Origin of the sequence: Kitasatospora sp. NPDC056184, assembly GCF_042268405.1 — a bacterium.
Taxonomy (GTDB): domain Bacteria; phylum Actinomycetota; class Actinomycetes; order Streptomycetales; family Streptomycetaceae; genus Kitasatospora.
Map to the genome: position 1 here is coordinate 367,751 of NZ_JBHJUI010000002.1, position 24,983 is coordinate 392,733.

Consider the following 24,983-nt stretch of genomic DNA (forward strand, 5'->3'; position numbering starts at 1 on the left):
GGGGCTGCCGCCGGTCGTACCGCAGGCCGACGGTGGTGGAAGGGCCGCCGGCCGCGTGGTGGCGCGACCGGTCGATCCCGTCCGGTTCCCGCGCCCGCGGTACGGGAGACCGCGGATCACCAGGTGACCGGCAGCGCCTGCAGGCCGCGGAAGACCAGTTCCGGTACGTAGGTGAGCTCGGACTCGTCAACGGCGAGGCGCAGTCCCGGATACCGCTTCACCACGGACCCGATCGCCACCCGCATCTCCCGGCGGGCCAATGCCGCGCCGAGGCAGAAGTGCGGTCCGTGCCCGAAGGCGAGGTGCGCGGCCGGTCCTTCGCGCGTGATGTCGAAGCGGCCGGGATCCGGGTACACACCGGGGTCGCGGTTGGCCGCGACGATGACCGGCAACACCGGTTCGCCCGCCCCCAGTTCGACGCCCTCCAGGTCGACGGGCTCGGTCGTGACCCGGACCTCGGCCGAGGTGAAGAGCCTGCTGTAGCGCAGCAGTTCGTCGACCGCCGGTCCGATCAGGTCGGGTGACGACCGCAGCAGCGCGAGTTGGTCGGGGTGGCGCAGCAGGGTCAGCAGCGAGTTGCCCAGCTGGTTGACGGTCGTCTCGTGGCCGGCGATCAGCAGGCCTTCGAGGTTGGCCAGCAGTTCGGGCTCGGTGAGGTGGTCGCCCTCGTCGTTGGCGGCGACCATCGCCGAGATCAACCCGCTGTCCGGCCGCGCCCGCTTCTGCCGCACCAGATCGGCGAGCCATTCCTGCATCTCGCCCTGTGCGGCCAGCAGTTCGTCCGGGGTGATGTTCGTGACGAACAGCCGCCTGGTCCACCTGCGGATGGCCTCCGCCTCGGAGTAGGGCACGCCGAGCAGTTCGCAGATGACCATCAACGGCAGTGGAGCGCAGAGACCTGCCACGAGATCCGCGGTCGGATCGAGGGAGTCGAGCAGGGAGTCCGCAATGGACTGCACGCGCGGTTCGAGCTGATCGACCATGCGTGGGCTGAACGCCTGCGACATCAGCTTGCGCAGGCGGGCGTGGCGCTCCCCGTCGAGGCTGGAGACGAGTAACGGGTCGCCGGCGACGGAGAGTTTCAGCGGGCTGCCCGGACGTGTGGCCGCCTCCCGGCTGAACCGGCTGTCGCTCAGAACCTGGCGCACCGCCTGGTAGGAAAGGGCGAGCCAGACGTCTGCCGGACCCATCGTCGCGAGGACGACCGGAGCCTGCGCGAGCAGGGCCTCGGCTTCGGGCTCGTTGTCGAGGTGGTGCGGTGTGGCGAGGGGGAACGTGGCTCGCATCGCTGCCTCCTGACTGGATGTCACCAGATCATGGTGCCGGGTTCCGGGGCGAACGGCCGGGCCCGATGCACCGATCGGTGAACAGCTGGGTTGTGTGCCGCCGGGGGGCGGTGGCGCTTCGCGATTCTCTCGAAGTCGAAGGGGGGCAAACGGTTCAGCCGGAGCTGTCGGCGACGCCGGTTGGCCGGTTCGCCCGATCCGGGGAGTGATCGCGGTGCGGAGGTTTTCCCGGGTGGCCGGATGGCGGTCGGGGACGTTCTTCTGCGCGCGTGCGAAGGGGATTCTAGGGCGCTGTCACCGGCGGCGTCGACGGTGCCCGTGTACCCGGCCCGATCGCGGCGGTGCGGGGGGCGGACGAACTTCCGTGACCGCACCGGCAGGTTCGCCGGCGGACACGGCGACGGGCCGTCCGTAGGAAACGCCGCGTTTCCCGGGGCACGGGACGGATCTCGCCACGGTGCCTTTGTCATGCAGTCATATGACAGTGTGATGTGCTTCGTTTGAGACAGCCTTCGCCCGGCCTATGGCGACGGCGTGATGTTGCTGCCATGCTCGTCTGCGCGGCGGAACGATCATCGCCTCGTCCCCTACGCTCAGCGCCTCGGCCCCTACGCTCAGCCCACCAGTGCATCTCCTCGAAGAGCGCCGCCAACGCTGTCGCCTTCGAGGACCGCTCCACTGATCCAGGCGCCCGAAGCGCGGTCGAAGTCCGGGTTCGGATACCACCGGGTCGCCGAGCTGCCCGCGCGCGCTCGACGATCCGGCCGCTCGCGAGGCCGGAGCCGCACCACCGGGACTGCTACGGAAACACCCCGCCTTCCTTCGTTCCCCGGCTCACGAGGTGTCGATGTGATGCGCTTCCCCATGGATTCGGACGCTGGTCGTGTCGCCGTCATCGGACTGGCGGGCAGGCTGCCGAAGGCCCCGGACCCGGAGGCGTTCTGGCGGCTGCTGTGCGACGGGGCCGACGCGATCACCGCGCCGCCCGTGGGCCGACAGGGTGTACGGCACGGCGGCTACCTGGACCGGGTGGACGGCTTCGACGCGGCGTTCTTCGGCGTGTCCCCCCGTGAGGCCACCGGCATGGACCCGCAGCAGCGGCTCATGCTGGAACTCGCCTGGGAGGCCCTGGAGGACGCCCGAATCGTGCCGAGCACGCTGACGGGCGGCCCGACGGGGGTGTTCGTCGGCTCGATGTGGGAGGACTACACGTCCCTGGCCTACCCCCGTCACATCACGCCGCACACGCTGACCGGCACCAACCGGGGCGTGATCGCCAACCGCGTCTCGCACTTCCTCGGTGTGCGCGGACCGAGCATGACGGTCGACACGGCGCAGTCGTCGGCGCTGGTCGCGGTGCATCTGGCGGTCGAGAGCCTGCGCCGCGGCGAGTCGGCGCTCGCCCTGGCCGGCGGGGTGAACCTCAACCTGACCGCCGCGCGCGAGGAGGGAGCGGCGGAGTTCGGCGGCCTGTCCCCGGACGACCGCTGCTTCACCTTCGACGCCCGGGCCAACGGCTTCGTCCGCGGCGAGGGCGGCGCCTTCCTCGTCCTGAAACCGCTGGACCGGGCGCTGGCCGACGGGGACCGCGTCTACGGTGTCATCCGGGGCAGCGCGGTCAACCACGACGGCGCCACCCGGAGCCTGACCGTGCCCAGCGCGCAGGCCCAGGAACAGGTCATCCGCGACGCACTGGCCCGCGCCGGCGTGCGTCCCGCGGACGTGCAGTACGTGGAGCTGCACGGCACCGGCACCGCCGTCGGCGACCCCGTCGAGGCCGCCGCCCTCGCGGCGGCCTACCGCGACCCGGCCGGGTCCGGCGACGCCGGCAGCGCCCTGCGGGTCGGATCAGCCAAGACGAACGTCGGCCACCTGGAAGGCGCCGCGGGCATCGTCGGTCTGCTCAAGGCCGTCCTCAGCGTGCACCACCGCGCACTGCCGCCGAGCCTGAACCACGAAACCCCCAACCCCGGCATCCCCCTCGACGCACTGGCGCTGCGGGTCCAGACCGCTCTGACCCCCTGGCCGCGGCCGGACGCGCCCCTGCTCGCCGGCGTGTCGTCGTTCGGCATGGGCGGCACCAACGCGCACGTGATCGTCGAGCAGGCGCCCGATGCGGCCGCGCCGCCGGCCCGGCGGCCCGCCCCCGGGGACCGGCCGGCGCCGTGGATCGTCACGGCGCGGACCAAGCAGGCGCTACGGGCGCAGATCGAGCGCCTGCGCGAACACGTGCGCAGCCACCCGGACCTGACCGGCGCCGAGGTCGCGTACGCGCTGGCCACCACCAGAACCCGCTTCGCGCACCGCGCGGTCCTGCTCGACTCCGCCGAGGTCGCCGCCGACCGGGCCGGCACCCCGGGCCGTACCGTCTTCGTGTTCCCCGGCCAGGGCGCGCAGTGGGTCGGCATGGGCCGGGAGCTGTACGCCGCGTACCCCGTCTTCCGGGCCGCCATGGACGAGTGCGGCCAGGCCCTGGCCCCGTACACCGACTGGTCGCCGGCCGATGTCCTGGACGGTGCCCCGCTCGACCGCGTGGACATCGTGCAGCCCGCCCTGTTCGCGGTGATGGTGTCGCTGGCGGCGCTGTGGCGCTCCTTCGGTGTCGAGCCCGACGCGGTGGTCGGGCACTCGCAGGGCGAGATCGCCGCGGCGTACGTCGCGGGCGCGCTGTCGCTGTCCGACGCGGCCCGGATCGTGGCCCTGCGCAGCCGCGCGCTGGTGGAGCTGACCGGCCGGGGCGGCATGGTGTCCGTGGCCCTGTCCGCCGAGCGGGCCGAGCACTACGTGTCGCGCTGGGGCGGCGCGCTGACGGTCGCCGTGGTCAACGCCACCGGCTCGGTCGTGGTGTCCGGCGACACGCGGGCCCTGTCCGAACTGGTCGAGTCCTGCGCGGCGGACGGTGTCCGCGCGCGCGTCGTCCCGGTGGACTACGCCTCCCACTCCGCGCACGTCGAGGCGATCCGCGAGCGGCTGCACACCGAACTGGACGGTGTGCGGCCGCGGCAGGGCACCGTCCCGTACTACTCGGCGGTCACCGGCGGCCTCCTCGACGACACCACGGGGCTCGACGCCGGCTACTGGTACCGCAACCTGCGCGAGCCGGTCCGCTTCGACCTGGCCACCGCCGCACTGCTGGCGGACGGGCACGACGTCGTGGTCGAGGTCAGCCCGCACCCGGTGCTGCTGCCCGCCCTCGAACAGAGCCTGGAACAGGCCCGCGAGCGGACCGGCGTGTCCGGCGTCGCCACCGGCACGCTGGGCCGTGACCGGGGCGGGCCGGACGTCTTCCTGACCGCGCTGTCCCGGCTGTTCGTGGCCGGCGTGGCGGTCGACTGGTCCCCGGCCGTCGCCGGGGCCGCGCCGGTCGACCTGCCCACGTACGCCTTCCAACGCCGTTCGTACTGGCTGCCCGAAGCGACGGCCGGGCCGAGTGGACGGACCCCGGCGGGCCCGGGGACGCACGCAGCGGAGACCCCCGCGCCCGACCGGCCGGACGGCGGCCCGCAGACCTGCGACACCGGGGCGGGCGGCACGGACACGGGCGACCCCGAGTCGGGCAGCACGGTCGACGCGGCCGCCGTGGTCACCGCGCAGATCGCGCTCGTGCTGGGCCACGAGAACCCCGCGGACATCGATCCCGCGCTCACCTTCAAGGACCTCGGCTTCGACTCGGTCACCGGGCTCGAACTGCGCAACCGCCTGGCCGGCGCCCTGGATCGGCGACTCCCCTCCGGTCTCGTCTTCGACCACCCGACGCCCGCGGAGCTGATCGACTGGCTGCGCACCGGCCCCGGCGACCGGCCGGCCCCCGCCGCCCCGGCCGCCCACGACGCGACGGCCGCCCACGACGACCCGGTCGTCATCGTGGGGATGGGCTGCCGCTTCCCCGGCGGGGTGGCCTCGCCGGACGACCTGTGGCGGCTCGTCGCGCAGGGCGTGGACGCGATCGGCGACTTCCCGGACGACCGCGGCTGGGACCTGGGCGGCCTGTACGACCCGGAACTGCGCGGCGCGGGCACCACGTACACCACCCGGGGCGGGTTCCTGGAGGCGGTGGCCGGCTTCGACGCCCCGTTCTTCGGCATCTCGCCCCGCGAGGCGCTCGCCATGGACCCGCAGCAGCGGCTCGTGCTGGAGACGGCCTGGGAGACCTTCGAGCACGCCGGGATCGACCCGGCCTCGCTGCGCGGCAGCCACACCGGCGTGTTCACCGGCGTCTGGTCGTCCGGCTACGCGACCGGGCCGGGCCTGCCGGAGGACCTGGAGGGCTACCTGTTCACCGGCGTCGCGACCAGCGTCACGTCCGGCCGGGTCGCCTACCACCTCGGGCTGCGCGGTCCGGCGCTGTCCGTGGACACCGCCTGCTCGTCGTCCCTGGTCGCCGTCCACCTGGCCGCCCAGGCCCTGCGCGCGGGGGAGTGCTCGCTGGCGCTCGCCGGCGGTGTCACGATCATGGCGACACCGCTGGGCTTCACCGAGTTCTCCCGCCAGCACGGCCTCGCGGCGGACGGCCGCAGCAAGCCCTTCGCCGCCGCGGCCGACGGCACCAGCTGGGCCGAGGGCGCCGGCCTGGTGCTGCTGGAACGGCTGTCGGAGGCCCGCCGCAACGGCCACCGGGTGCTGGCGGTCGTCGCGGGAAGCGCGGTCAACCAGGACGGCGCGTCCAACGGCCTGACCGCGCCCAACGGCCCCTCCCAGGAGCGGGTGGTCCGGCAGGCGCTGGCGAACGCCGGGGTGGAGGCGTCCGAGGTGGACGCGGTGGAGGCGCACGGCACCGGCACCACGCTCGGCGACCCCATCGAGGCCCACGCCCTGCTGGCCGCCTACGGCCAGGAGCGCGACGAGCCGCTGTGGCTGGGGTCGGTGAAGTCCAACATCGGCCACACCCAGGCCGCCGCCGGCGTCGCGGGCCTGATCAAGATGGTCATGGCGATGCGGCACGGCGAACTGCCGCGAACCCTGCACGTGGACGCCCCCTCCCCGCACGTCGACTGGGCCTCCGGCGCCGTCCGGCTGCTCACCGAGGCCCGGCCGTGGCCGGAGCACGACCACCCGCGCCGCGCCGGCATCTCGGCCTTCGGCATCAGCGGCACCAACGCCCACCTGATCATCGAGCAGTCCTCCGACCCGGACCCCGGCCACCTTCCCGAACCCGCCGACCGGGCCGCTCCCACCGCCTGGCTGCTGTCCGCGAAGACCGACGCCGCGCTGCGCGCCCAGGCCGAGCGGCTGCACGCGTACGCGACCGCCCACCCCGACGTCCCGGCCGCCGCGATCAGCCGCGCACTGGCCGCCCGCACCCGGTTCGAGCACCGGGCCGCGGTGGTCGGCGCCGACCGGGACGACCTGCTGTCCGGCCTGGCCGCGCTTCCGCCGGGACTGCCGGGACTGCCGGGACTGCCGGCCCGTACCGGCGGGACCGTGTTCGTCTTCCCCGGACAGGGTGCGCAGTGGGCGGGCATGGGCCGTGACCTGTACGAGCAGTCCGAGGTCTTCCGCGCCGGCATCGACGCCTGCGCCGCCGCCCTGGCCCCGTACACCGACTGGTCGCTGGTCGACGAACTGCGCCACGGCTCGCTGGACCGCGTCGACGTGGTGCAGCCGGCCCTGTTCGCCGTCATGGTGGCGCTGGCCGACCTGTGGCGGTCCTACGGCGTGCGGCCGGACGCCGTGGTCGGCCACTCCCAGGCGGAGATCGCCGCCGCGTACGTCGCCGGCGCGCTGTCGCTGCGGGACGCCGCCAAGGTCGTGGCGTTGCGGTCCAGGGCACTGGCCGCCATCGCCGACCGGGGCGGCATGGTGTCCCTCGCGCTGTCCGTCGGACGGGCTGCCGGCTACCTGGCCCGCTGGGGCGAGCGGCTGACCACCGCCGTGGTGAACGGACCCGCGGCGGTCGTGGTCTCCGGCGGCCCCGACGTGCTGGACGAACTGCTGGCCGCCTGCGAGGCCGACGGCATCCGCGCCCGCCGCCTGCCCGTCAACTACGCCGCCCACTCCGCGCAGGTCGAGGCGATCCGCGAGCACCTGCTCACCGAACTGGCCGACATCACGCCCCACGCGGCGGCGGTCCCGTTCTACTCCACGGTCACCGGCGAGCCGGTCGACACCTCCGCCCTCGACGCCGGCTACTGGTACCGCAACCTGCGCGAACCCGTACGGTTCGACCTGGCCACCGCCCGGCTCACCGCCGACGGCCACGACCTGTTCCTGGAGGTCAGCCCGCACCCGGTGCTGGTGCCCGCGCTGGATGCCGCCGCCACCGGAACGCTGCGCCGCGGTCACGGCGGCCTCACCGAGTTCCTCGCCGCGGCGGGACGCCTCCACGCCGCCGGAGCCGACGTCGACTGGACTCCGGTCCTGCCCCGCACCGCACCCGGGGCGGACCTGCCCACGTACGCCTTCCAGCGCGAGCCCTACTGGGTGACCGCGACCCCGCCGGTGCCCCGTGACGACTGGCGGTACGAGGTGGCCTGGGCGCCGACGAGCGGCACCGCGGCCCCGGTGGACCCGGCCCGCTGGCTCGTCCTGGCCACGACCGGGCACCCGTGGGCCGAGGCCCTGCGCGAACGGGGCTTCGCGGTGGCCGACACCTGGGACGCGGCCAGTACCTGGGACGCGGCCGGCACCGGGGACGCCAGGCCCGGGCCGGACGGTGTGCTGTCGCTGCTGGCGCTGGACGAGGAGCCGCACCCCGACCACCCGGTGCTCCCGGCGGGCCTGGTCCGCACCCTGGAACTGGTCCGCACCCTGGACCCGGTGCGCGGCCCGGACCCGGTGGGGACGGCGGCCGTCCCGCTGTGGTGCGCGACCAGCGGCGCCGTGAGCACCTCGGGCACCGACCCGGTCACCGGCCCGGCCCAGGCCCTGGCGTGGGGCACCGGCGCGTCCGCGGCGCTGGAGTTCCCGGACGGCTGGGGCGGCCTGGTCGACCTTCCCGCCGTGCCCGACGAGGAGAGCGTGACCGCGCTGCTCGTCGTGCTCGCCGGCACGGGCGAGGACCAGGTGGCGATCCGCGGCACCCGGCGCTTCGCCAAGCGGCTGCGCCGCAAGGCCCCCTCGGGCCCGGCCGCGCGGACCTGGCGGCCGCGGGGCACGGTGCTGATCACCGGCGGCACCGGCGCGCTCGGCGGACACGTGGCCCGCCGCCTCGCGCGGCAGGGCGCGGAGCACATCGTGCTGGCCGCCCGCCGCGGACCCGACGCACCCGGCGCGGCCGGCCTGCGCGACGAACTGGAGGCAGCCGGGGCGCGGGTGACGGTGGCGGCGTGCGACGTGGCCGACCGGGACGCCCTGCGGGACCTCGTCGAGCGCGTCGGCGACATCCGCGCGGTCTTCCACACCGCCGGCGTGATCAGGGCGACCAGGCTGGCCGACACGACACCGGCGGAGTTCGCCGAGGTCGTCGCGGCCAAGGTCGCCGGGGCGGCGAACCTGGCGGAACTCCTGCCGGACCTCGACGCCTTCGTCCTGTTCTCCTCCACCGCGGGCGTGTGGGGCGACGGCCACGGCGCGGCCTACGCCGCCGGCAACGCCTTCCTCGACGCCCTGGCCGCCCAGCACCGCGCCCGGGGCCGCGCCACGACCTCCGTCGCGTGGGGCATCTGGGCCGAGGGCGGCATGGCGGCCCTGGAGCCGGTGCAGCGCCAGCGCACCCTGCTCGGCCTCGGCGAACTGGACCCGGGCCGGGCAATCGACGCGCTGCAGGACGTCCTCGACCACGACGAGGCCCTCGCGGTGGTCACCGAGGCCGACTGGGCGCAGTTCGCCCGCGCCTACACCCACGCGCGGCCGAGCCGCCTGCTGCGGGAGCTGCCCGAGGCCCACCGCCGGCCGCAGGCCCCCCGACCCGCGCCCCCCGCCGGCGGCACCGACCTGCTGGAGCTGATCACCACCCACGTCGCCGGGGTGCTGGGACACGCCACCCCCGAGCGGCTCGACCCCCGGCAGGCGTTCAAGGACCTGGGCTTCGACTCCCTGACCGCGGTGGAACTGCGCAACCGCCTGACCGCCGCGCTCGGGGTGAACCTGCCCGCCACCCTCGTCTTCGACCACCCCACCCCGGCCCGGCTGGCCGCCCACCTGTCCGGCGGGTCCGGCGAGCAGGACGCGCCGCAGGCCCCGGCCACGGCCACGGCCGGGACGGACGAGCCGATCGCGGTCATCGGCATGGGCTGCCGCTACCCCGGAGGCGTCGCCACCCCCGAGGACCTGTGGCGGCTGGTCGCGGACGGCGTGGACGCGGTCGGCGACTTCCCGGCCGACCGGGGATGGGACCTCGACCGCCTGTACGACCCGACGGGAAGCCGCCCCCGCACGTCGAGCACCTCCCGGGGCGGCTTCCTCGACGCCGCCGGCGACTTCGACGCGGCGTTCTTCGGGATCTCGCCCCGCGAGGCGCTCGCCATGGACCCGCAGCAGCGCATCCTGCTGGAGACCGCGTGGGAGGCCGTCGAGTACGCCGGTATCGACCCGACCACGCTGGAGGGCACACCCACCGGCGTGTTCACCGGCATCTGGTCCACCGGCTACGCCACCGGGCCGGTCCCCGACGACCTGGAGGGCTACCAGGTCACCGGTACCGCGTCGAGCGTGGGGTCCGGCCGACTGGCGTACCAGCTGGGCCTGCTCGGCCCGGCCCTGTCCCTGGACACCGGCTGCTCGTCGTCCCTGGTGGCCCTGCACCTGGCCGCCCAGGCGTTGCGCTCGGGGGAGTGCTCCTTCGCCCTGGCCGGCGGCGTCACCGTCAACGCGGCACCCACGCTGTTCACCGAGATGTCCCGGCAGGGGGCGAGCGCGCCCGACGGCCGCAGCAAGCCCTTCGCCGCCGCGGCCGACGGGGCGGGCTGGGCCGAGGGCGCCGGCCTGCTGCTGCTGGAACGCCTCTCCGACGCCCGCCGCAACGGCCACGAGGTGCTGGCGGTCGTCCGAGGCTCCGCCACCAACCAGGACGGCGCCTCCAACGGCCTGACCGCGCCGAACGGCCCCTCCCAGGAGCGGGTGATCCGTCAGGCGCTCGCCAATGCCGGGTTGGAGCCGTCCGAGGTGGACGCGGTGGAGGCCCACGGCACCGGCACCACCCTCGGCGATCCCATCGAGGCGCAGGCGCTCCTGGCGACCTACGGCCGGGACCGGGTGGAGCCGTTGTGGCTGGGGTCGGTGAAGTCGAACATCGGCCACACCCAGGCGGCGGCCGGTGCGGCCGGCCTGATCAAGATGGTCATGGCGATGCGGCACGGCGAACTGCCGCGAACCCTCCACGTGGACGCGCCCACCCCGCACGTCGACTGGGCCTCCGGCGCGGTCCGCCTGCTCACCGAACCGGTCGCCTGGCCCGGGACCGGGCGGCCGCGGCGGGCCGCCGTCTCCGCCTTCGGCATCAGCGGCACCAACGCCCACGTCATTGTCGAGCAGAGCATCCTCGAACAGCCCGCCGGGGCCGACTCCGCCGCACCCCCTCCCCGGGGCCGCGCGGACGACCGGGTCCTCTGGCCGCTGTCGGCCAGGTCCGAGGCAGCGTTGCGGGATCAGGCGCGCCGGCTGGGCGCCTTCACCGCCGTGCATCCCGAGGTGGGCCCGGCGGCGGTCGGGGGTGCTCTGGCCGCCCGCACCGTGTTCGAGCACCGGGCCGTGGTGGTGGGCACCGCCGCGGCGCTGGACGCCTTGGCGGAGGGCGGCACGGCGCCGGGTCTGGTCACCGGGACCGCCCGTCCGCTGGGTCGGTCGGTGTTCGTGTTTCCGGGGCAGGGTGCGCAGTGGGTCGGGATGGGTGGGGAGTTGTATGCCTCGGAGCCGGTGTTCCGGGAGGCGGTCGATGCGTGTGAAGCGGCGTTGGCGCCGTACACGGACTGGTCGTTGGTGGAGGTGCTGACCGGCGGTGGTTCGCTGGAGCGGGTGGATGTGGTGCAGCCCGCGCTGTTCGGGGTGATGGTGGCGCTGGCGGCGTTGTGGCGTGCCCATGGTGTGGAACCCGATGCGGTCGTCGGGCATTCGCAGGGGGAGATCGCGGCGGCGTACGTGGCCGGCGCGTTGTCCCTGGACGACGCCGCCAAGGTGGTCGCCCTGCGCAGCAGGGCCCTGGTCGCCCTGGCCGGACACGGCGGCATGGTCTCGGTCGCGCTGTCCGCGGACGACGCCGCCGGCTACCTGAGCCCCTGGGGCGAGAGGATCACCGTCGCGGTGGTCAACTCCGCCTCGACCGTCGTCGTGTCCGGCGAACCCGGGGCCCTGGACGAACTGCTGGCAGCCTGCGCCGGGGACGGCCTCCGCGCCCGCGCCATCCCCGTCGACTACGCGGCGCACTCGGCGCAGGTCGAGGCGATCCGCGAGCAACTGCTGACCGACCTCGCGGACATCCGGCCCCGGCCTGCGGCGATTCCCTTCTGCTCCACGGTCACCGGCGACCCGGTCGACACCTCCGCCCTCGACGCCGGCTACTGGTACCGCAACCTGCGCGAACCCGTACGGTTCGACCTGGCCACCGCCCGGCTCACCGCCGACGGCCACGAGGTGTTCGTGGAAGTCAGCCCGCACCCGGTGCTGGTGCAGGATCTGGACGGCGTGGCGACCGGCACCCTGCGCCGCGACCACGGCGCCATCGGGGAGTTCCACACCGCCCTGGCCCGCCTCCACGTCCAGGGCGTCGCCGTGACCTGGCCGCACGACCGCCCGCACGGCGTCAGGCTGCCGCGCTACGCCTTCCAGCGCAGCACCTACTGGCTCACCCCCGCGGCCGGCGACCACGGCACCGGGCACCCGCTGGCGGGCACCACGGTCGAACTGCCCGACGGGAGCACCGTGCACAGCGGGCGCGTCTCCACCCGCACCCACCCCTGGCTGGCCGACCACGCCGTCGACGGCACGGTCCTGCTGCCGGGCACCGCCTTCCTCGAACTCGCCACCCTGGCCGGCGGGACCCTCGACGACCTCGTCCTGCACCTGCCCCTCGCGCTCTCCGACACACCCACGGACATCCGGGTCTCGGTCGGTGCCCCGGACGACGCCGGCCGCAGCCCGGTCACCGTGCACGCCAAGGGCGGCGACGGCTGGGTCCGCCACGCGTCCGGAACCCTCGGCGGCCAGGTGACGGCCGGACGCCTCGACCGGCCCGCGAGGAACGCCGAACCCGTGGACCCCGAAGGGTTCTACGCCTACCTCGCCGGACTCGGATACCAGTACGGACCCGCGTTCCGGGGCGTGCGGGAGTTGTGGCAGGGCGAGGACGAACTGTACGCCGAGGTGTCCGTCCCCGACGGCGCCGGCTTCGGCATCCACCCCGCGCTCCTGGACGCCGCACTCCAGCCGCTGATCCTGCTCAGCCCCGACACCCGGGTCCGGCTGCCGTTCTCCTTCTCCGGCGTCGCCGTGCACACCACCGGTGTGTCGTCCGCCCGGGTCCACCTGGTCCGCACGGGCCCCGGCACCTACCGCGCGACACTGACCGACCTGTCCGGCAACCCGGTCGCGGACATCACCGCGCTGACCGTCCGTCCGGCCGCCGAGGCCCGGACCGCGGTGCTGCACACCCGGTGGGTTCCCCTCACCGCGAGCGCACCGGCCGAGGTGGTGCCGAGCCCGGTCCTCACCGCGGGAGCCGACGCTGACGCCGTGCACGCCCTCGTCCAGCGGGCCCGCGCGCTCGTCCAGGACTTCCTGGCCGAGCAGCCGGAGCGGACGGCCGCACGCCTGGCCGTCCTGACCCGCGGCGTGGCCGGCGCGGCCGTCCGCGGCCTGGTCCGCAGCGCCGCCGCCGAGCACCCCGGCCGGTTCGTCCTGGTCGACCTGGGCGACGCGTCCGAGGAGGACGCGGTCCGGGCCGCCATGACGGCCGGCGACGAACCCGAACTGGCCCTGCGCGGGGAAGGCGTCCTCGTACCGCGGCAGGCCAGGTACGCGCCGGAACTGACCGCCCCCGACGGCGCGTACCGGCTGAGCGAGTCCGGCACCGGGCAACTGGACGACCTGGCCCTGCTGCCCTGGCAGGAGGCCGCGCTGGAACCCGGACAGGTACGGGTCGCCGTACGCGCGGCCGGCCTGAACTTCCGCGACGTGCTCATCACCCTCGGCATGTACCCGGACCGGCCCCCGCTGGGCGGCGAAGGGGCCGGCACCGTCCTTGAGGTCGGCCCCGGCGTCACGGCCTGGCGGCCCGGCGACCGCGTCATGGGAATGATGCCCGGCGCCTTCGGGCCGCGCGCGGTCGCCGACCACCGGCTCCTGACGGCGATCCCCGACGGCTGGAGCTTCACCGAGGCGGCGGCGGTGCCGATCGCGTTCACCACCGCCTGGTACGGGCTGTTCGACCTCGGCGAACTGCGCCCCGGGGACCGGGTCCTGGTCCACTCCGGCGCGGGCGGTGTGGGCACGGCCGCCGTCCGGTTGGCCCTGAACAGCGGCGCGGAGGTCTTCGCCACCGCGAGCCCCGCCAAGTGGGACACCCTGCGGGGCCTCGGACTGGCGGACGACCACATCGGTTCGTCCCGCGACACCCGGTTCGCCGACCGGTTCCCGGCCATGGACGTCGTCCTCAACTCGCTGGCGGGAGAACTCACCGACGCCTCCCTGCGGCTGCTCGCCGACGGCGGACGGTTCGTCGAGCTGGGCAAGACGGACGTCCGCTCGCCCGAGGGCCTGATCTACCGGGCCTTCGACCTCAACGACGTCGACCCCGCGCGGCAGGGCGACATCCTCTCCGGGGTCGTGGCGATGGTCGCCGGCGGAACGCTGGAGCCGCTGCCGGTCACCGCCGCGGACCTCCGCCAGGCCGTCGCCGCCTTCCGGCTGATGAGCCGGGCCCGCCACACCGGCAAGATCGTCCTCACCGTGCCCCGGCCGATCGACCCCGACGGCACCGTGCTGATCACCGGCGGCACCGGCACCCTCGGCCGGGCCGTCGCCCGGCACCTGGTGTCCCGCCACGGGGTACGGCACCTGCTGCTCGTCAGCCGCGGCGGCGGCGAGGTGCCGGACCCGGAGCCGCAAGAGGACGTCGACGTGCGGGTCGTGGCCTGTGACGTCGCGGACCGGGACGCGCTGGCGGCCGTCCTGGACGCGATCCCGGCCGGGCATCCGCTCACCGCCGTCGTCCACGCGGCCGGCGTGCTCGACGACACCGTGGTGGAACGGCTGACCGCGGAGCAGCTCGACCGGGTGCTGCGTCCCAAGGTCGACGGGGCCTGGCACCTGCACGAGCTGACCCGCGAGCACGACCTCGCCGCCTTCGTGCTGTTCTCCGCGGCCGCGGGCGTCCTCGGCAACGCCGGCCAGGCCGGCTACGCGGCCGCGAACGCCTACCTCGACGCGTTCGCCGCACACCGGCAGACCCTCGGACTGCCCGCCGTGTCGATGGCCTGGGGCCACTGGGAGCAGGAGAGCGGCATGACCGCCCACCTCACCGCGGCCGACCGCCGGCGCCTCGCCCGCAAGGGCATCCGCCCCATGAGCACCGAACGCGCCCTGGCCATGTTCGACACCGCGCTGACCGCCGGGCGTCCCGCGCTGACCACCGCCGACCTCGCGATGCCGCAGAACCTGCCGGTGCCCAAGGCCCCCGCGTCGGACCTGCTGTCCCTGGTCGCCGCCCACACCGCCACCGTCCTCGGCCACTCCGACGCCGCCGCGATCACCCCCGGACTCGCCTTCCGCGACCTCGGCTTCGATTCGCTGACCTCCGTCGAACTGCGCAACCGCCTCGCCGGCGCCACCGGCCTGCGGCTGCCTGCGACCCTCGTCTTCGACCACCCCACCCCCGCCGACCTCGCCGACCACCTCACCGCCGAACTCTCCGGTGCGAGTGCTGGTGTGGCGTCGGTGGTGCCGTTGGTGCCGGTGGGGCTTCCGGTGGCGGGTGATCCGGTGGTGATCGTGGGGATGGGGTGCCGGTTGCCGGGTGGGGTGGGGTCGCCGGAGGAGTTGTGGGGTGTGGTGGCGGGTGGGGTGGATGCGATCGGGGTGTTTCCGGGTGACCGGGGGTGGGACGTGGAGGGGTTGTTCCATCCGGATGCGGATCATCCCGGGACGTCGTACACGCGGGCGGGTGGTTTCCTCGACGACGCCGCCGGGTTCGATGCGGATTTCTTCGGGATTTCGCCGCGTGAGGCGTTGGCGATGGATCCGCAGCAGCGGGTGCTGCTGGAGACGGCGTGGGAGACGTTCGAGGACGCGGGGATCGATCCGACGTCGTTGCGGGGCAGCCGGACGGGCGTGTTCACCGGCATCTGGTCGTCCGGCTACGTCGGCAGCCCCGACCAGGCGCCGCCCGACACCGAGGGCTACCTCGCCACCGGCATCGCGCCGAGCATCACCTCCGGCCGGGTCTCCTACCTGCTGGGCCTCCAGGGCCAGGCCGTGTCCGTCGACTCCGCCTGCTCCTCGTCACTGATGGCGATCCACCTCGCCGCGCAGGCACTTCGCTCGGGGGAGTGCACACTCGCCCTGGCCGGCGGGGTGACCGTGAGCGTGACCCCCCTGCAGTTCACGGAGTTCTCCCGCCAGCGGGCCCTGGCCCCGGACGGCCGGTGCAAGCCCTTCTCGTCGACGGCCGACGGTACGGCGTGGGGTGAGGGTGCGGGGCTGGTGCTGCTGGAGCGGTTGTCGGACGCCCGTCGCAACGGCCACCGGGTGCTGGCGGTGGTGCGGGGTTCGGCGGTCAATCAGGACGGGGCGTCCAATGGGCTGACCGCCCCCAACGGCCGCTCCCAGGAACGCGTCATCCGCCAGGCGCTGGCGAACGCCGGGTTGGAGCCGTCCGAGGTGGACGCGGTGGAGGCGCACGGCACCGGCACCACGCTCGGTGATCCCATCGAGGCGCAGGCGCTGCTGGCGACGTACGGCCGGGACCGGGTGGAGCCGTTGTGGCTGGGGTCGGTGAAGTCGAACATCGGCCACACCCAGGCGGCGGCGGGTGTGGCCGGTGTGATCAAGATGGTCATGGCGATGCGGCACGCCGAACTGCCGCCGACGCTGCACGTCCAGGAGCCCACGCCGCATGTCGAGTGGGACACCGGTGACATCCGGCTGCTGACCGAGGCCCGGCCGTGGCCGGAGACGGGGCGTCCCCGCCGCGCGGGCATCTCGGCCTTCGGGGCCAGCGGCACCAACGCCCACGTCGTCATCGAACACTTCCCGGAGGAAACCCCCGAACGGTCCGCCGCGGACGACTCCGCGGAGCCCACCGTGTGGCTGCTGTCCGGCACGACGGACGACGCCCTCCGCGCCCAGGCCCGACGGCTCGCGGACCACCTCACCGCCCACCCCGGACTCCGGCCGGCCGCGATCGGCCGGGCCCTCGCCACCACCCGCACCATGCTCGCCCACCGGGCGGCCCTGGCGGGCAGCGCCCGGACCGACCTCGTGGCGGAACTCGCCGCCCTCGCCGACGGAGACCCCCGCGTCATCACGGGTGTGGCCGGTTCGCTGGGTCGGTCGGTGTTCGTGTTTCCGGGGCAGGGTGCGCAGTGGGTCGGGATGGGTGGGGAGTTGTACGCCTCGGAGCCGGTGTTCCGGGAGGCGGTCGATGCGTGTGAAGCGGCGTTGGCGCCGTACACCGGCTGGTCGTTGGTGGAGGTGCTGACGGGCGGTGGTTCGTTGGAGCGGGTGGATGTGGTGCAGCCCGCGCTGTTCGGGGTGATGGTGGCGCTGGCGGCGTTGTGGCGTGCCCATGGTGTGGAACCCGATGCGGTCGTGGGGCATTCGCAGGGGGAGATCGCGGCGGCGTACGTGGCCGGCGCGTTGTCGTTGGACGACGCCGCCAAGGTGGTGGCGTTACGGAGCAGGGCCCTGGTCGCTCTGGCGGACCGGGGTGGGATGGTGTCGGTCGGCCTCGGGCACGAGCGGGCCGTCGAGTTCGCGGCCCGCTGGGACGGCCGGCTGACGGTGGCGGTGGTCAACGCCCCTGGTTCGGTCGTGGTGTCGGGTGATCTGGACGCGCTGGACGGACTGCTGGCGTCCTGCGAGGCCGACGGCGTCCGCGCCCGCCGCCTGCCCGTCGACTACGCCGCCCACTCCGTCCAGGTCGAGGCGATCCGCGAGCAGCTGCTCACCGACCTGGCCGGCATCACACCGCACCCGGCGGTGATCCCGTTCTACTCCACGGTGACCGGCGAGGAGATCGACACCTCCGCCCTCGACGCCGATTACTGGTACCGCAACCTCCGGGAACCCGTCCGCTTCGACCTCGCCGTCGAGGCCCTCACGCAGGACCGGCACGGCGTGTTCGTGGAGGTCAGCCCGCACCCCGTCCTGGTGCCGGTGATGGACGGCGTCGCGACCGGCACGCTGCGCCGCGGCAGCGGCCGGCAGGAGTTCCACCTCGCCCTGGCGCGCCTGCACACGCAAGGCGTGGCCGTCGACTGGACGCCGCTCTTCCCCGGCGAGCCCCACCACGTCCCGCTGCCGACGTACGCCTTCCAGCACCGGCCGTACTGGCTGAACCCCACCGCCGGGAAGGGCGACGTGTCGGCGGCGGGACTCGAATCGGCCGGGCACCCGCTGCTCGGCGCCGTCGTCGAACTGGCCGGGGAGCAGAGCGTCCTGCTCACAGGACGGCTCTCGACGGCCACCCGGCCGTGGCTGGCCGACCACGTCGTCCTGGGCTCCGTGCTGCTGCCCGGCACCGTGTTCGTCGAACTCGCCGTGCACGCCGGACGGCAGGCCGGCTGCGACGTCCTGGACGAACTGGTCCTGGAAGCCCCCATGATCCTGCCGGACGACGGTTCCGTGCCGGTGCAGGTCGTCGTCGGCGCACCGGACGGGACGGGCCGACGCCCCGTCACCGTGCACTCCCGGACGGGCGGCAGCTGGCTGCGGCACGCCACCGGCACGCTGTCGACCGGCGACCGCCCCCACCCGTACGACACCGGCGAGCCCTGGCAGCCGGCCGGTGAGCCCGTCGACCTGACCGACTTCTACGACACCCTCGCCGCCCAGGGCTACGAGTACGGGCCGGTGTTCGCGGGCGTGCGCGAGATCCGGCGGCAGGGCGACGAGCTCTACGCCGAGGTGGCGCTGCCCGCCGACACCCGCGACCGCTTCGGTCTCCACCCCGCGCTGCTCGACGCCGCACTCCAGCCGCTGACCCTGCTGGCGGCCGGACGCCTGCCGTTCTCCTTCGCCGGGGTGTCGATGCGGAAGGCCGGCTCCACGGCCCGGGTCCGCCTCACACCCACCGGCCCCGACACCTTCCGGGTCGCGCTCGCCGACGAATCCGGGCCGCTGGCGGTGATCGACGCGCTGACCGTGCGCCACCGGCCGCCGGGCATGGCAGCCGCCGGGACCAACCAGCTCTTCCGCCTCGACTGGGTGCCCGTCGAGAGCACCGGCGAACCCCCGGCCGTCCACCACGTCACGCCCCCGGCGGGAGACCCCGTGGCGGCCGCGCACACCGTCGCCGCCGAGACGTTGGGTGTGCTCCAGGACTTCCTGCGCGACGGGGACGGCCGGCTGGCCGTCGTGACCCGCGGGGCGGTCGGGCCGGACCCCGTCGACCTGCCGTCCAGCGTCGTCTGGGGCCTGGTCCGCGCGGCCCAGGAGGAACACCCCGACCGGTTCGTGCTCGTCGACACCGACGACCGCGTCCTCGTCGCGGGGGACGAACCGCAGCTCGTCGTCCGCGACGGCGCCGCCCGCGCCGCCCGCCTGGTACGGGCCGAAGCGGCCCCGGCACCCGGCCCGCTCGACCCGAACGGCACCGTGCTGATCACCGGAGGCACCGGAACACTGGGCCGCCTCGTCGCCCGGCACCTGCGCGACCGGCACGGCATCCGACACCTGCTCCTGCTCGGCAGGACCGCGGCGGAGGTGGACTTCGACGCCGAGGTGGTGGCCTGCGACGTCGCCGACCGGGACGCGCTGGCGGCCGTACTGGACGCGGTCCCGGCCGCGCACCCGCTGACCGCGGTCGTGCACGCGGCCGGCGTCCTCGACGACGGCGTCGTCGAATCCCTCACACCCGACCGGATCGACCAGGTGCTGCGGCCCAAGGCCGACGCCGCCTGGCACCTGCACGAGCTGACGAAGGACCTCGGCCTGAGCGCCTTCGTGCTGTTCTCGTCCGCCGCCGGTGTGCTGGGCGGCCCGGGCCAGGCGAACTACGCCGCAGCGAACGCCTTCCTGGACGCCCTCGCCGTGCACCGGCGTGCCCAGGGCCTGCCGGGCGTGTCGCTGGCCTGGGGGCAGTGGGCCGAGACCAGCGGGCTGACCGAACACCTCACCGACACCGACCGCAGGCGCCTCGCCCGCGCCGGCGTGCTGCCGATGCCCACGGACGAGGCGCTGGCACTGTTCGACCTGGCCCTGGGCGCCGCCGATCCCGTACTGGTCCCCGCACACCTCGACCTGTCGGCGGCGTCCACCCGCCCCCTGCTCAGCCGCCTCACCCGTACCAGGCCCGCCCGGCGTACGGACCGGCCGGGCCTGGGCAGGGAACTGGCGGCCCTGACCGAGACGGAGCAGCACAGCCGCGTCCTGGAACTGGTCACCGGCCAGACGGCCGCGGTCCTCGGCCACACCGACACCGCGGTCGTCGGCGCCGAGCGGGCCTTCAAGGACCTGGGCTTCGATTCGCTCACCGCGGTGGAACTGCGCAACCGCCTGTCCGCGCTCGCCGGGGTACGGCTGCCCGCGACGATGGTCTTCGACTACCCGACCCCCGATGCGCTGGCCGGCCACCTGCGGGACCTCCTGCTCGGCGCCCGGCGCCAGGCCCCTGCCGCGCCCGTGCCGGTGGGGGTTGCGGTGGCGGGTGATCCGGTGGTGGTGGTCGGGTTGGGGGCCCGGTACCCGGGTGGGGTGGGGTCGGCGCAGGAGTTGTGGGCTGTGGTCTCGGGCGGGGTGGACGCGGTGGGGGAGTTCCCGTCGGACCGCGGGTGGGACGTGGGCCGTCTCTACGACCCGGCGGGTGGTCCGGGGAGGTCGTACACCCGGTGGGGCGGCTTCCTCGACTCCGCCACCGGCTTCGACGCCGCCTTCTTCGGGATTTCGCCGCGTGAGGCACTGGCGATGGATCCGCAGCAGCGGGTGCTGTTGGAGACGGTGTGGGAGACGTTCGAGGACGCGGGGATCGATCCGACGTCGTTGCGGGGCAGCCGGACGGGAGTCTTCACCGGTATCTGGTCCTCGGGCTACGGCGCCGGGGCACAGCCGCCCGACCTGGAGGGCTACCTCTCGACGGGCACGGCGACGAGTGTGACCTCCGGGCGGGTGTCGTATCTGCTGGGGCTGGAGGGTCCGGCGGTGTCGGTGGACACGGCGTGTTCGTCGTCGCTGGTGGCGATCCATCTGGCGGCGCAGGCGCTGCGCTCGGGGGAGTGCTCGCTGGCGCTGGCCGGTGGTGTGACGGTGATGGCGACGCCGGCGGGGTTCGTGGAGTTCTCGCGGCAGCGGGGGCTTGCGGCCGACGGGCGGGTGAAGGCGTTTGCCGAGGCGGCCGACGGTACGGCGTGGGGTGAGGGTGCGGGGCTGGTGCTGCTGGAGCGCCTGTCCGACGCCCGTCGCAACGGTCATCGGGTGCTGGCGGTGGTGCGGGGTTCGGCGGTGAACCAGGACGGGGCGTCGAACGGGTTGACCGCGCCGAACGGCCCCTCCCAGGAGCGGGTGATCCGGCAGGCGCTGGCGAATGCGGGGTTGGAGCCGTCCGAGGTGGACGCGGTGGAGGCGCACGGTACGGGGACGACGCTCGGCGATCCCATCGAGGCGCAGGCGCTGTTGGCGACGTACGGCCGGGACCGGGTGGAGCCGTTGTGGCTGGGGTCGGTGAAGTCGAACATCGGGCACACGCAGGCCGCCGCCGGTGTGGCGGGTGTGATCAAGATGGTGATGGCGATGCGGCACGGTGAACTGCCGCGGACCCTCCACGTGGACGCGCCGACCTCCCACGTCGACTGGGAGTCCGGGAGCGTCCGGCTGCTCACCGAGGCCCGGCCCTGGCCCGACAACGGCCACCTGCGTCGCGCGGGCATCTCGGCGTTCGGCATCAGCGGCACGAACGCGCACGTGATCCTGGAGGCACCGGCCCCGACCGAGGAGACGTCGCCCGCGCCCGTCGTGCCGGTGCCGTGGCTGCTGTCGGCGAAGTCGGACGCGGCCCTGCGCGACCAGGCTCGCAGGCTGCGCCGCTTCCTCGCCGAACACCCCGAGGTCGCACCCGCCGAGGTCGCCGCGGACCTGGCCGCGCGGGCTCGTCTTCCGCACCGTGCGGTGCTGACGGACCCGGCCGGCCTGGACGCGCTGATCGGCGGAGAGCCCGGAAGCGTCACGGGCACCGCCTCCCCGGGCAGGTCGGCGTTCGTGTTCTCCGGTCAGGGTGGTCAGTGGGCGGGGATGGGGCGGGGCTTGTACCGGGGGTTTCCGGTGTTCGCGCGGGTGTTGGACGAGGTGTGCGGGTTGTTGGGGTTGCCGGTGGAGGTGCTGTTCGAGGACGCGGAGGGGGTGCTGGGGGAGACGGGGTTCACGCAGGGTGCGGTGTTCGCGTTGGAGGTGGCGTTGTTCCGGTTGGTGGAGTGGTTGGGGGTGCGGCCGGATTTCGTGGTGGGGCATTCGGTGGGTGAGGTGGCGGCGGCCCATGTGGCGGGGGTTCTGAGCCTGGAGGACGCGTGTGTGCTGGTGGGTGCGCGGGGCCGGTTGATGCAGGCGTTGCCCGGTGGTGGGGCGATGGTCTCGCTCCAGGCGTCGCCGCAGGAGGTGGCGGGGTCGCTGGTGCCGGGTGTTGAGGTGGCGGCGGTCAACGGCGCGGACGCGGTGGTGGTGTCGGGGGACGAGGCCGCGGTGGTGGCGGTGGGTGAGGTGTGGCGCGGTCGGGGGCGTTGGGTGCGGCGGTTGGAGGTGAGTCACGCGTTCCATTCGGCGCGGATGGATCCGGTGTTGGAGGAGTTGGGCCGGGTGGCGGCGGGGTTGTCGTTCGGTGTGCCGGTGATTCCGGTGGTGTCCACGGTGGCGGGGCGTCCGGTGGAGGAGATGGGGGAGGCGGGGTACTGGGTGCGGCAGGTGCGGGAGCCGGTCCGGTTCGCGGACGCGCTGGAGTGGCTGACGGGCCAGGGCGTGACGGGGCTGCTGGAGGTGGGTCCGCACCCGTTGCTGGTGGGCAACGGGCTGATGCGCCGTGGTGGTGACTCCCCGGAGCGGCTGTTCGCGGGACTCGGGCGGCTCTGGGCCGACGGCGCCGTCGACTGGACGCCACCCACGACCGCAACGGCGGTGCGCGTGCCGTCGTACGCCTTCCAGCACCAGCACTACTGGCTCCACCCCACCACCCCGGCACCGACCGGTGACGGGGGGATCGACCACCCGCTGCTGCGGGACGCCATGGAACTCCCCGACGACAACGGCGTGGTGCTGACGGGACAACTCGCCACCGCCGCGCAGCCGTGGCTCACCGAACACGTCGTCTCGGGCTCGCCCCTGCTGCCCGCCGCGGCGTTCGTGGACCTGGCGCTCCGGGCCGGCGAACACGTCGGCTGCCCGGCGGTCGAGGACCTGACGCTGGAGACACCGCTGGTGGTCGCGGACGGCGTGCAGGTGTCCGCGACCGTCGGCCCCGACCGGGCGGGCCGGCGCAGCGTCTCGATCCACTCGCGCACGGACGGCGCGTGGGTCCGGCACGCCACCGGGACCCTGGGCGCCGTACCCGTCGCACCACGGGAGCCCTGGGCACGGCAGTGGCCGCCGCACGCCGAAGCCGTCGACCTCGACACCTTCTACGACGACCTGGCCGACGCCGGATTCGCCTACGGCACGGCCTTCCAGGGGCTGCGAGCGGCCTGGCGCGACGGCGACACCCTCTACGCGGAGGTGGCCGTATCCCCCGGCGACACCCGGTTCGCCCTGCACCCCGCCCTGCTCGATGCCGCGATCCAGATCGTGACCGTCGCCGACGACCGGGCGAAGATGCCGTTCTCCTTCGCCGGGATCTCCCGGTGGCGCGGCGCCGAGGACGCCAGGGTGCGGCTGACCCTGACCGGCCGGGACACCTGCGCGATCGGCCTCGCCGACCGGTCGGGCGCGCCGGTCGCCGAGATCGCCTCGTTGACCCTGCGCCGGCCGGCCGGGGCCACCACGCAGGACGTGCCGTACCAGGTGGTGTGGCCGGTCCTGGACACGGCGACCACCGCGCCGGACATCCCGGTCCACCACGCCACGTCGCCCGTCGAGACCCTGAGGGTGATCCAGGACTTCCTCACCACGGACACCCCGCGCATGGTGGTCGCCACGCGCAACGCCGTGCCGGTTCGGCCGGGCGAGGACGTCGACCCGCAGGCCGCCGCCGTCTGGGGCCTGGTCCGGTCGGCCGCCACCGAGCACCCCGGCCGGTTCGTGCTGGTCGACGGTGACGACGGCGACGAGGTCCGGCTGGCCGGCGACGAACCCCAACTCGCGATCCGCGTCGGCGCCGTTCACGTCCCCCGCCTCGAACGGGCGCGGACCGAACCGCTGCCCTCGCCGCTCGGCCCCGAGGGCACGGTGCTCGTCACCGGCGGCACCGGCACGCTGGGCGGCACGATCGCCCGCCACCTCGCCGAACGGCACGGCGTGCGGCACCTGCTGCTGGTCAGCCGGAGCGGCCCGGACGCCCCCGGCGCGGCCGCGCTGAGCGCCGACCTGGCCGCGCTGGGCGCGACCGCCGACCTCGTGGCGTGCGACGTGTCCGACCGCGAGGCGGTGGCGCGGCTGCTCGCCGAACACCCGGTCACCTCGGTGGTCCACGCCGCGGGCACGCTGGCCGACACCGTCGTGGAATCCCTCACCCCGCAGCAGTTCGCGCGCGTGTGGGAGCCGAAGGCCCTCGCGGCGCGGCACCTCCACGAACTGACCTCGGACCTGGAGGCGTTCGTGCTGTTCTCGTCGGCGGCCGGTGTGCTGGGCGGTGCGGGCCAGGCGAACTACGCGGCGGCGAACGCGTACCTCGACGGCCTCGCCGCACACCGGCACGCCCAGGGACAGCCGGCCGTGTCGCTCGCCTGGGGCTACTGGGCGGAGGACAGCGGCATGACCGGAGGCCTGACCGCCACCGACCGGCACCGCCTGGCCAGGGCCGGCGTACGGCCGCTGCCGACGACGGACGCGCTGGCCCTGTTCGACGCCGCGCTGACCGCGGGCACCCCCACCCTCGCCCCCGTCAGGTTCGACCTGCCGGCGCTGCGTCGCGCCGGCGACCCGCCCGCCCTGCTGCGGGAGCTGGTACGGCCCCGGCGCAGGCAGGCCGTCGACCGCGTGTGGACGCAGGCCGACGTACTGCACCTCGTCGTGGGCCAGGTCGCCCTCGTCCTGGGGCACTCGTCACGGGAGGCGGTCAACCCCGACCGGGCGTTCACCGACATCGGGTTCGACTCGCTCACCGCCGTGGAGCTGCGCAACCAGCTCGACGCGGACACCGGCCTGCGCCTGCCCGCCACGCTCGTCTTCGACCATCCGACACCGGCCCGCCTCGCCGCCTTCGTGCACACGCGGCTGCACGGCACCGGACCGGACCCCCTGCTCGCCGACCTCGACCGGCTCAAGTCCACCCTGGACGCGGCAGCCGCCGACGCCGACTACGAGACCGTCGCGGCCCGCCTCGAAGCACTTCTCGCGGCCTGGACCGCCAAGCGCACCGGCTCCGCGGCCGGTGTCGACGAGGCCAGCGACGACGAACTGTTCAGCCTTTTGGACGATGCGCACCGCAGGACCGAGGTCATCCGCTCGGGCGAGTCCCGCAACGCTGAGGAGTAG

At 74.5% G+C, this 24,983-nt stretch carries 2 protein-coding genes; one reads left to right on the forward strand and one right to left on the reverse strand.

What is annotated here, in order from left to right; genetic code table 11:
* Positions 1 to 116 precede the first annotated feature (116 nt).
* On the reverse strand, positions 117 to 1,286 hold the full coding sequence (locus ACFC0B_RS06780; RefSeq protein WP_376083227.1) for a cytochrome P450: 1,170 nt from the start codon (positions 1,284 to 1,286) through the stop codon (positions 117 to 119).
* 852 nt (positions 1,287 to 2,138) lie between these two features.
* On the opposite strand from ACFC0B_RS06780, the gene ACFC0B_RS06785 reads away from it, so the two are divergent.
* Positions 2,139 to 24,983, forward strand: a complete 22,845-nt coding sequence (locus ACFC0B_RS06785) for an SDR family NAD(P)-dependent oxidoreductase (RefSeq protein WP_376083228.1) — start codon at positions 2,139 to 2,141, stop codon at positions 24,981 to 24,983.

Excerpts from the sequence above, each read along its gene's own strand:
- ACFC0B_RS06780 (WP_376083227.1), bottom strand. The coding sequence starts at position 1,286 with ATGCGAGCCACGTTCCCCCTCGCCACACCGCACCACCTCGACAACGAG.
- ACFC0B_RS06785 (WP_376083228.1), top strand. The coding sequence starts at position 2,139 with ATGCGCTTCCCCATGGATTCGGACGCTGGTCGTGTCGCCGTCATCGGA.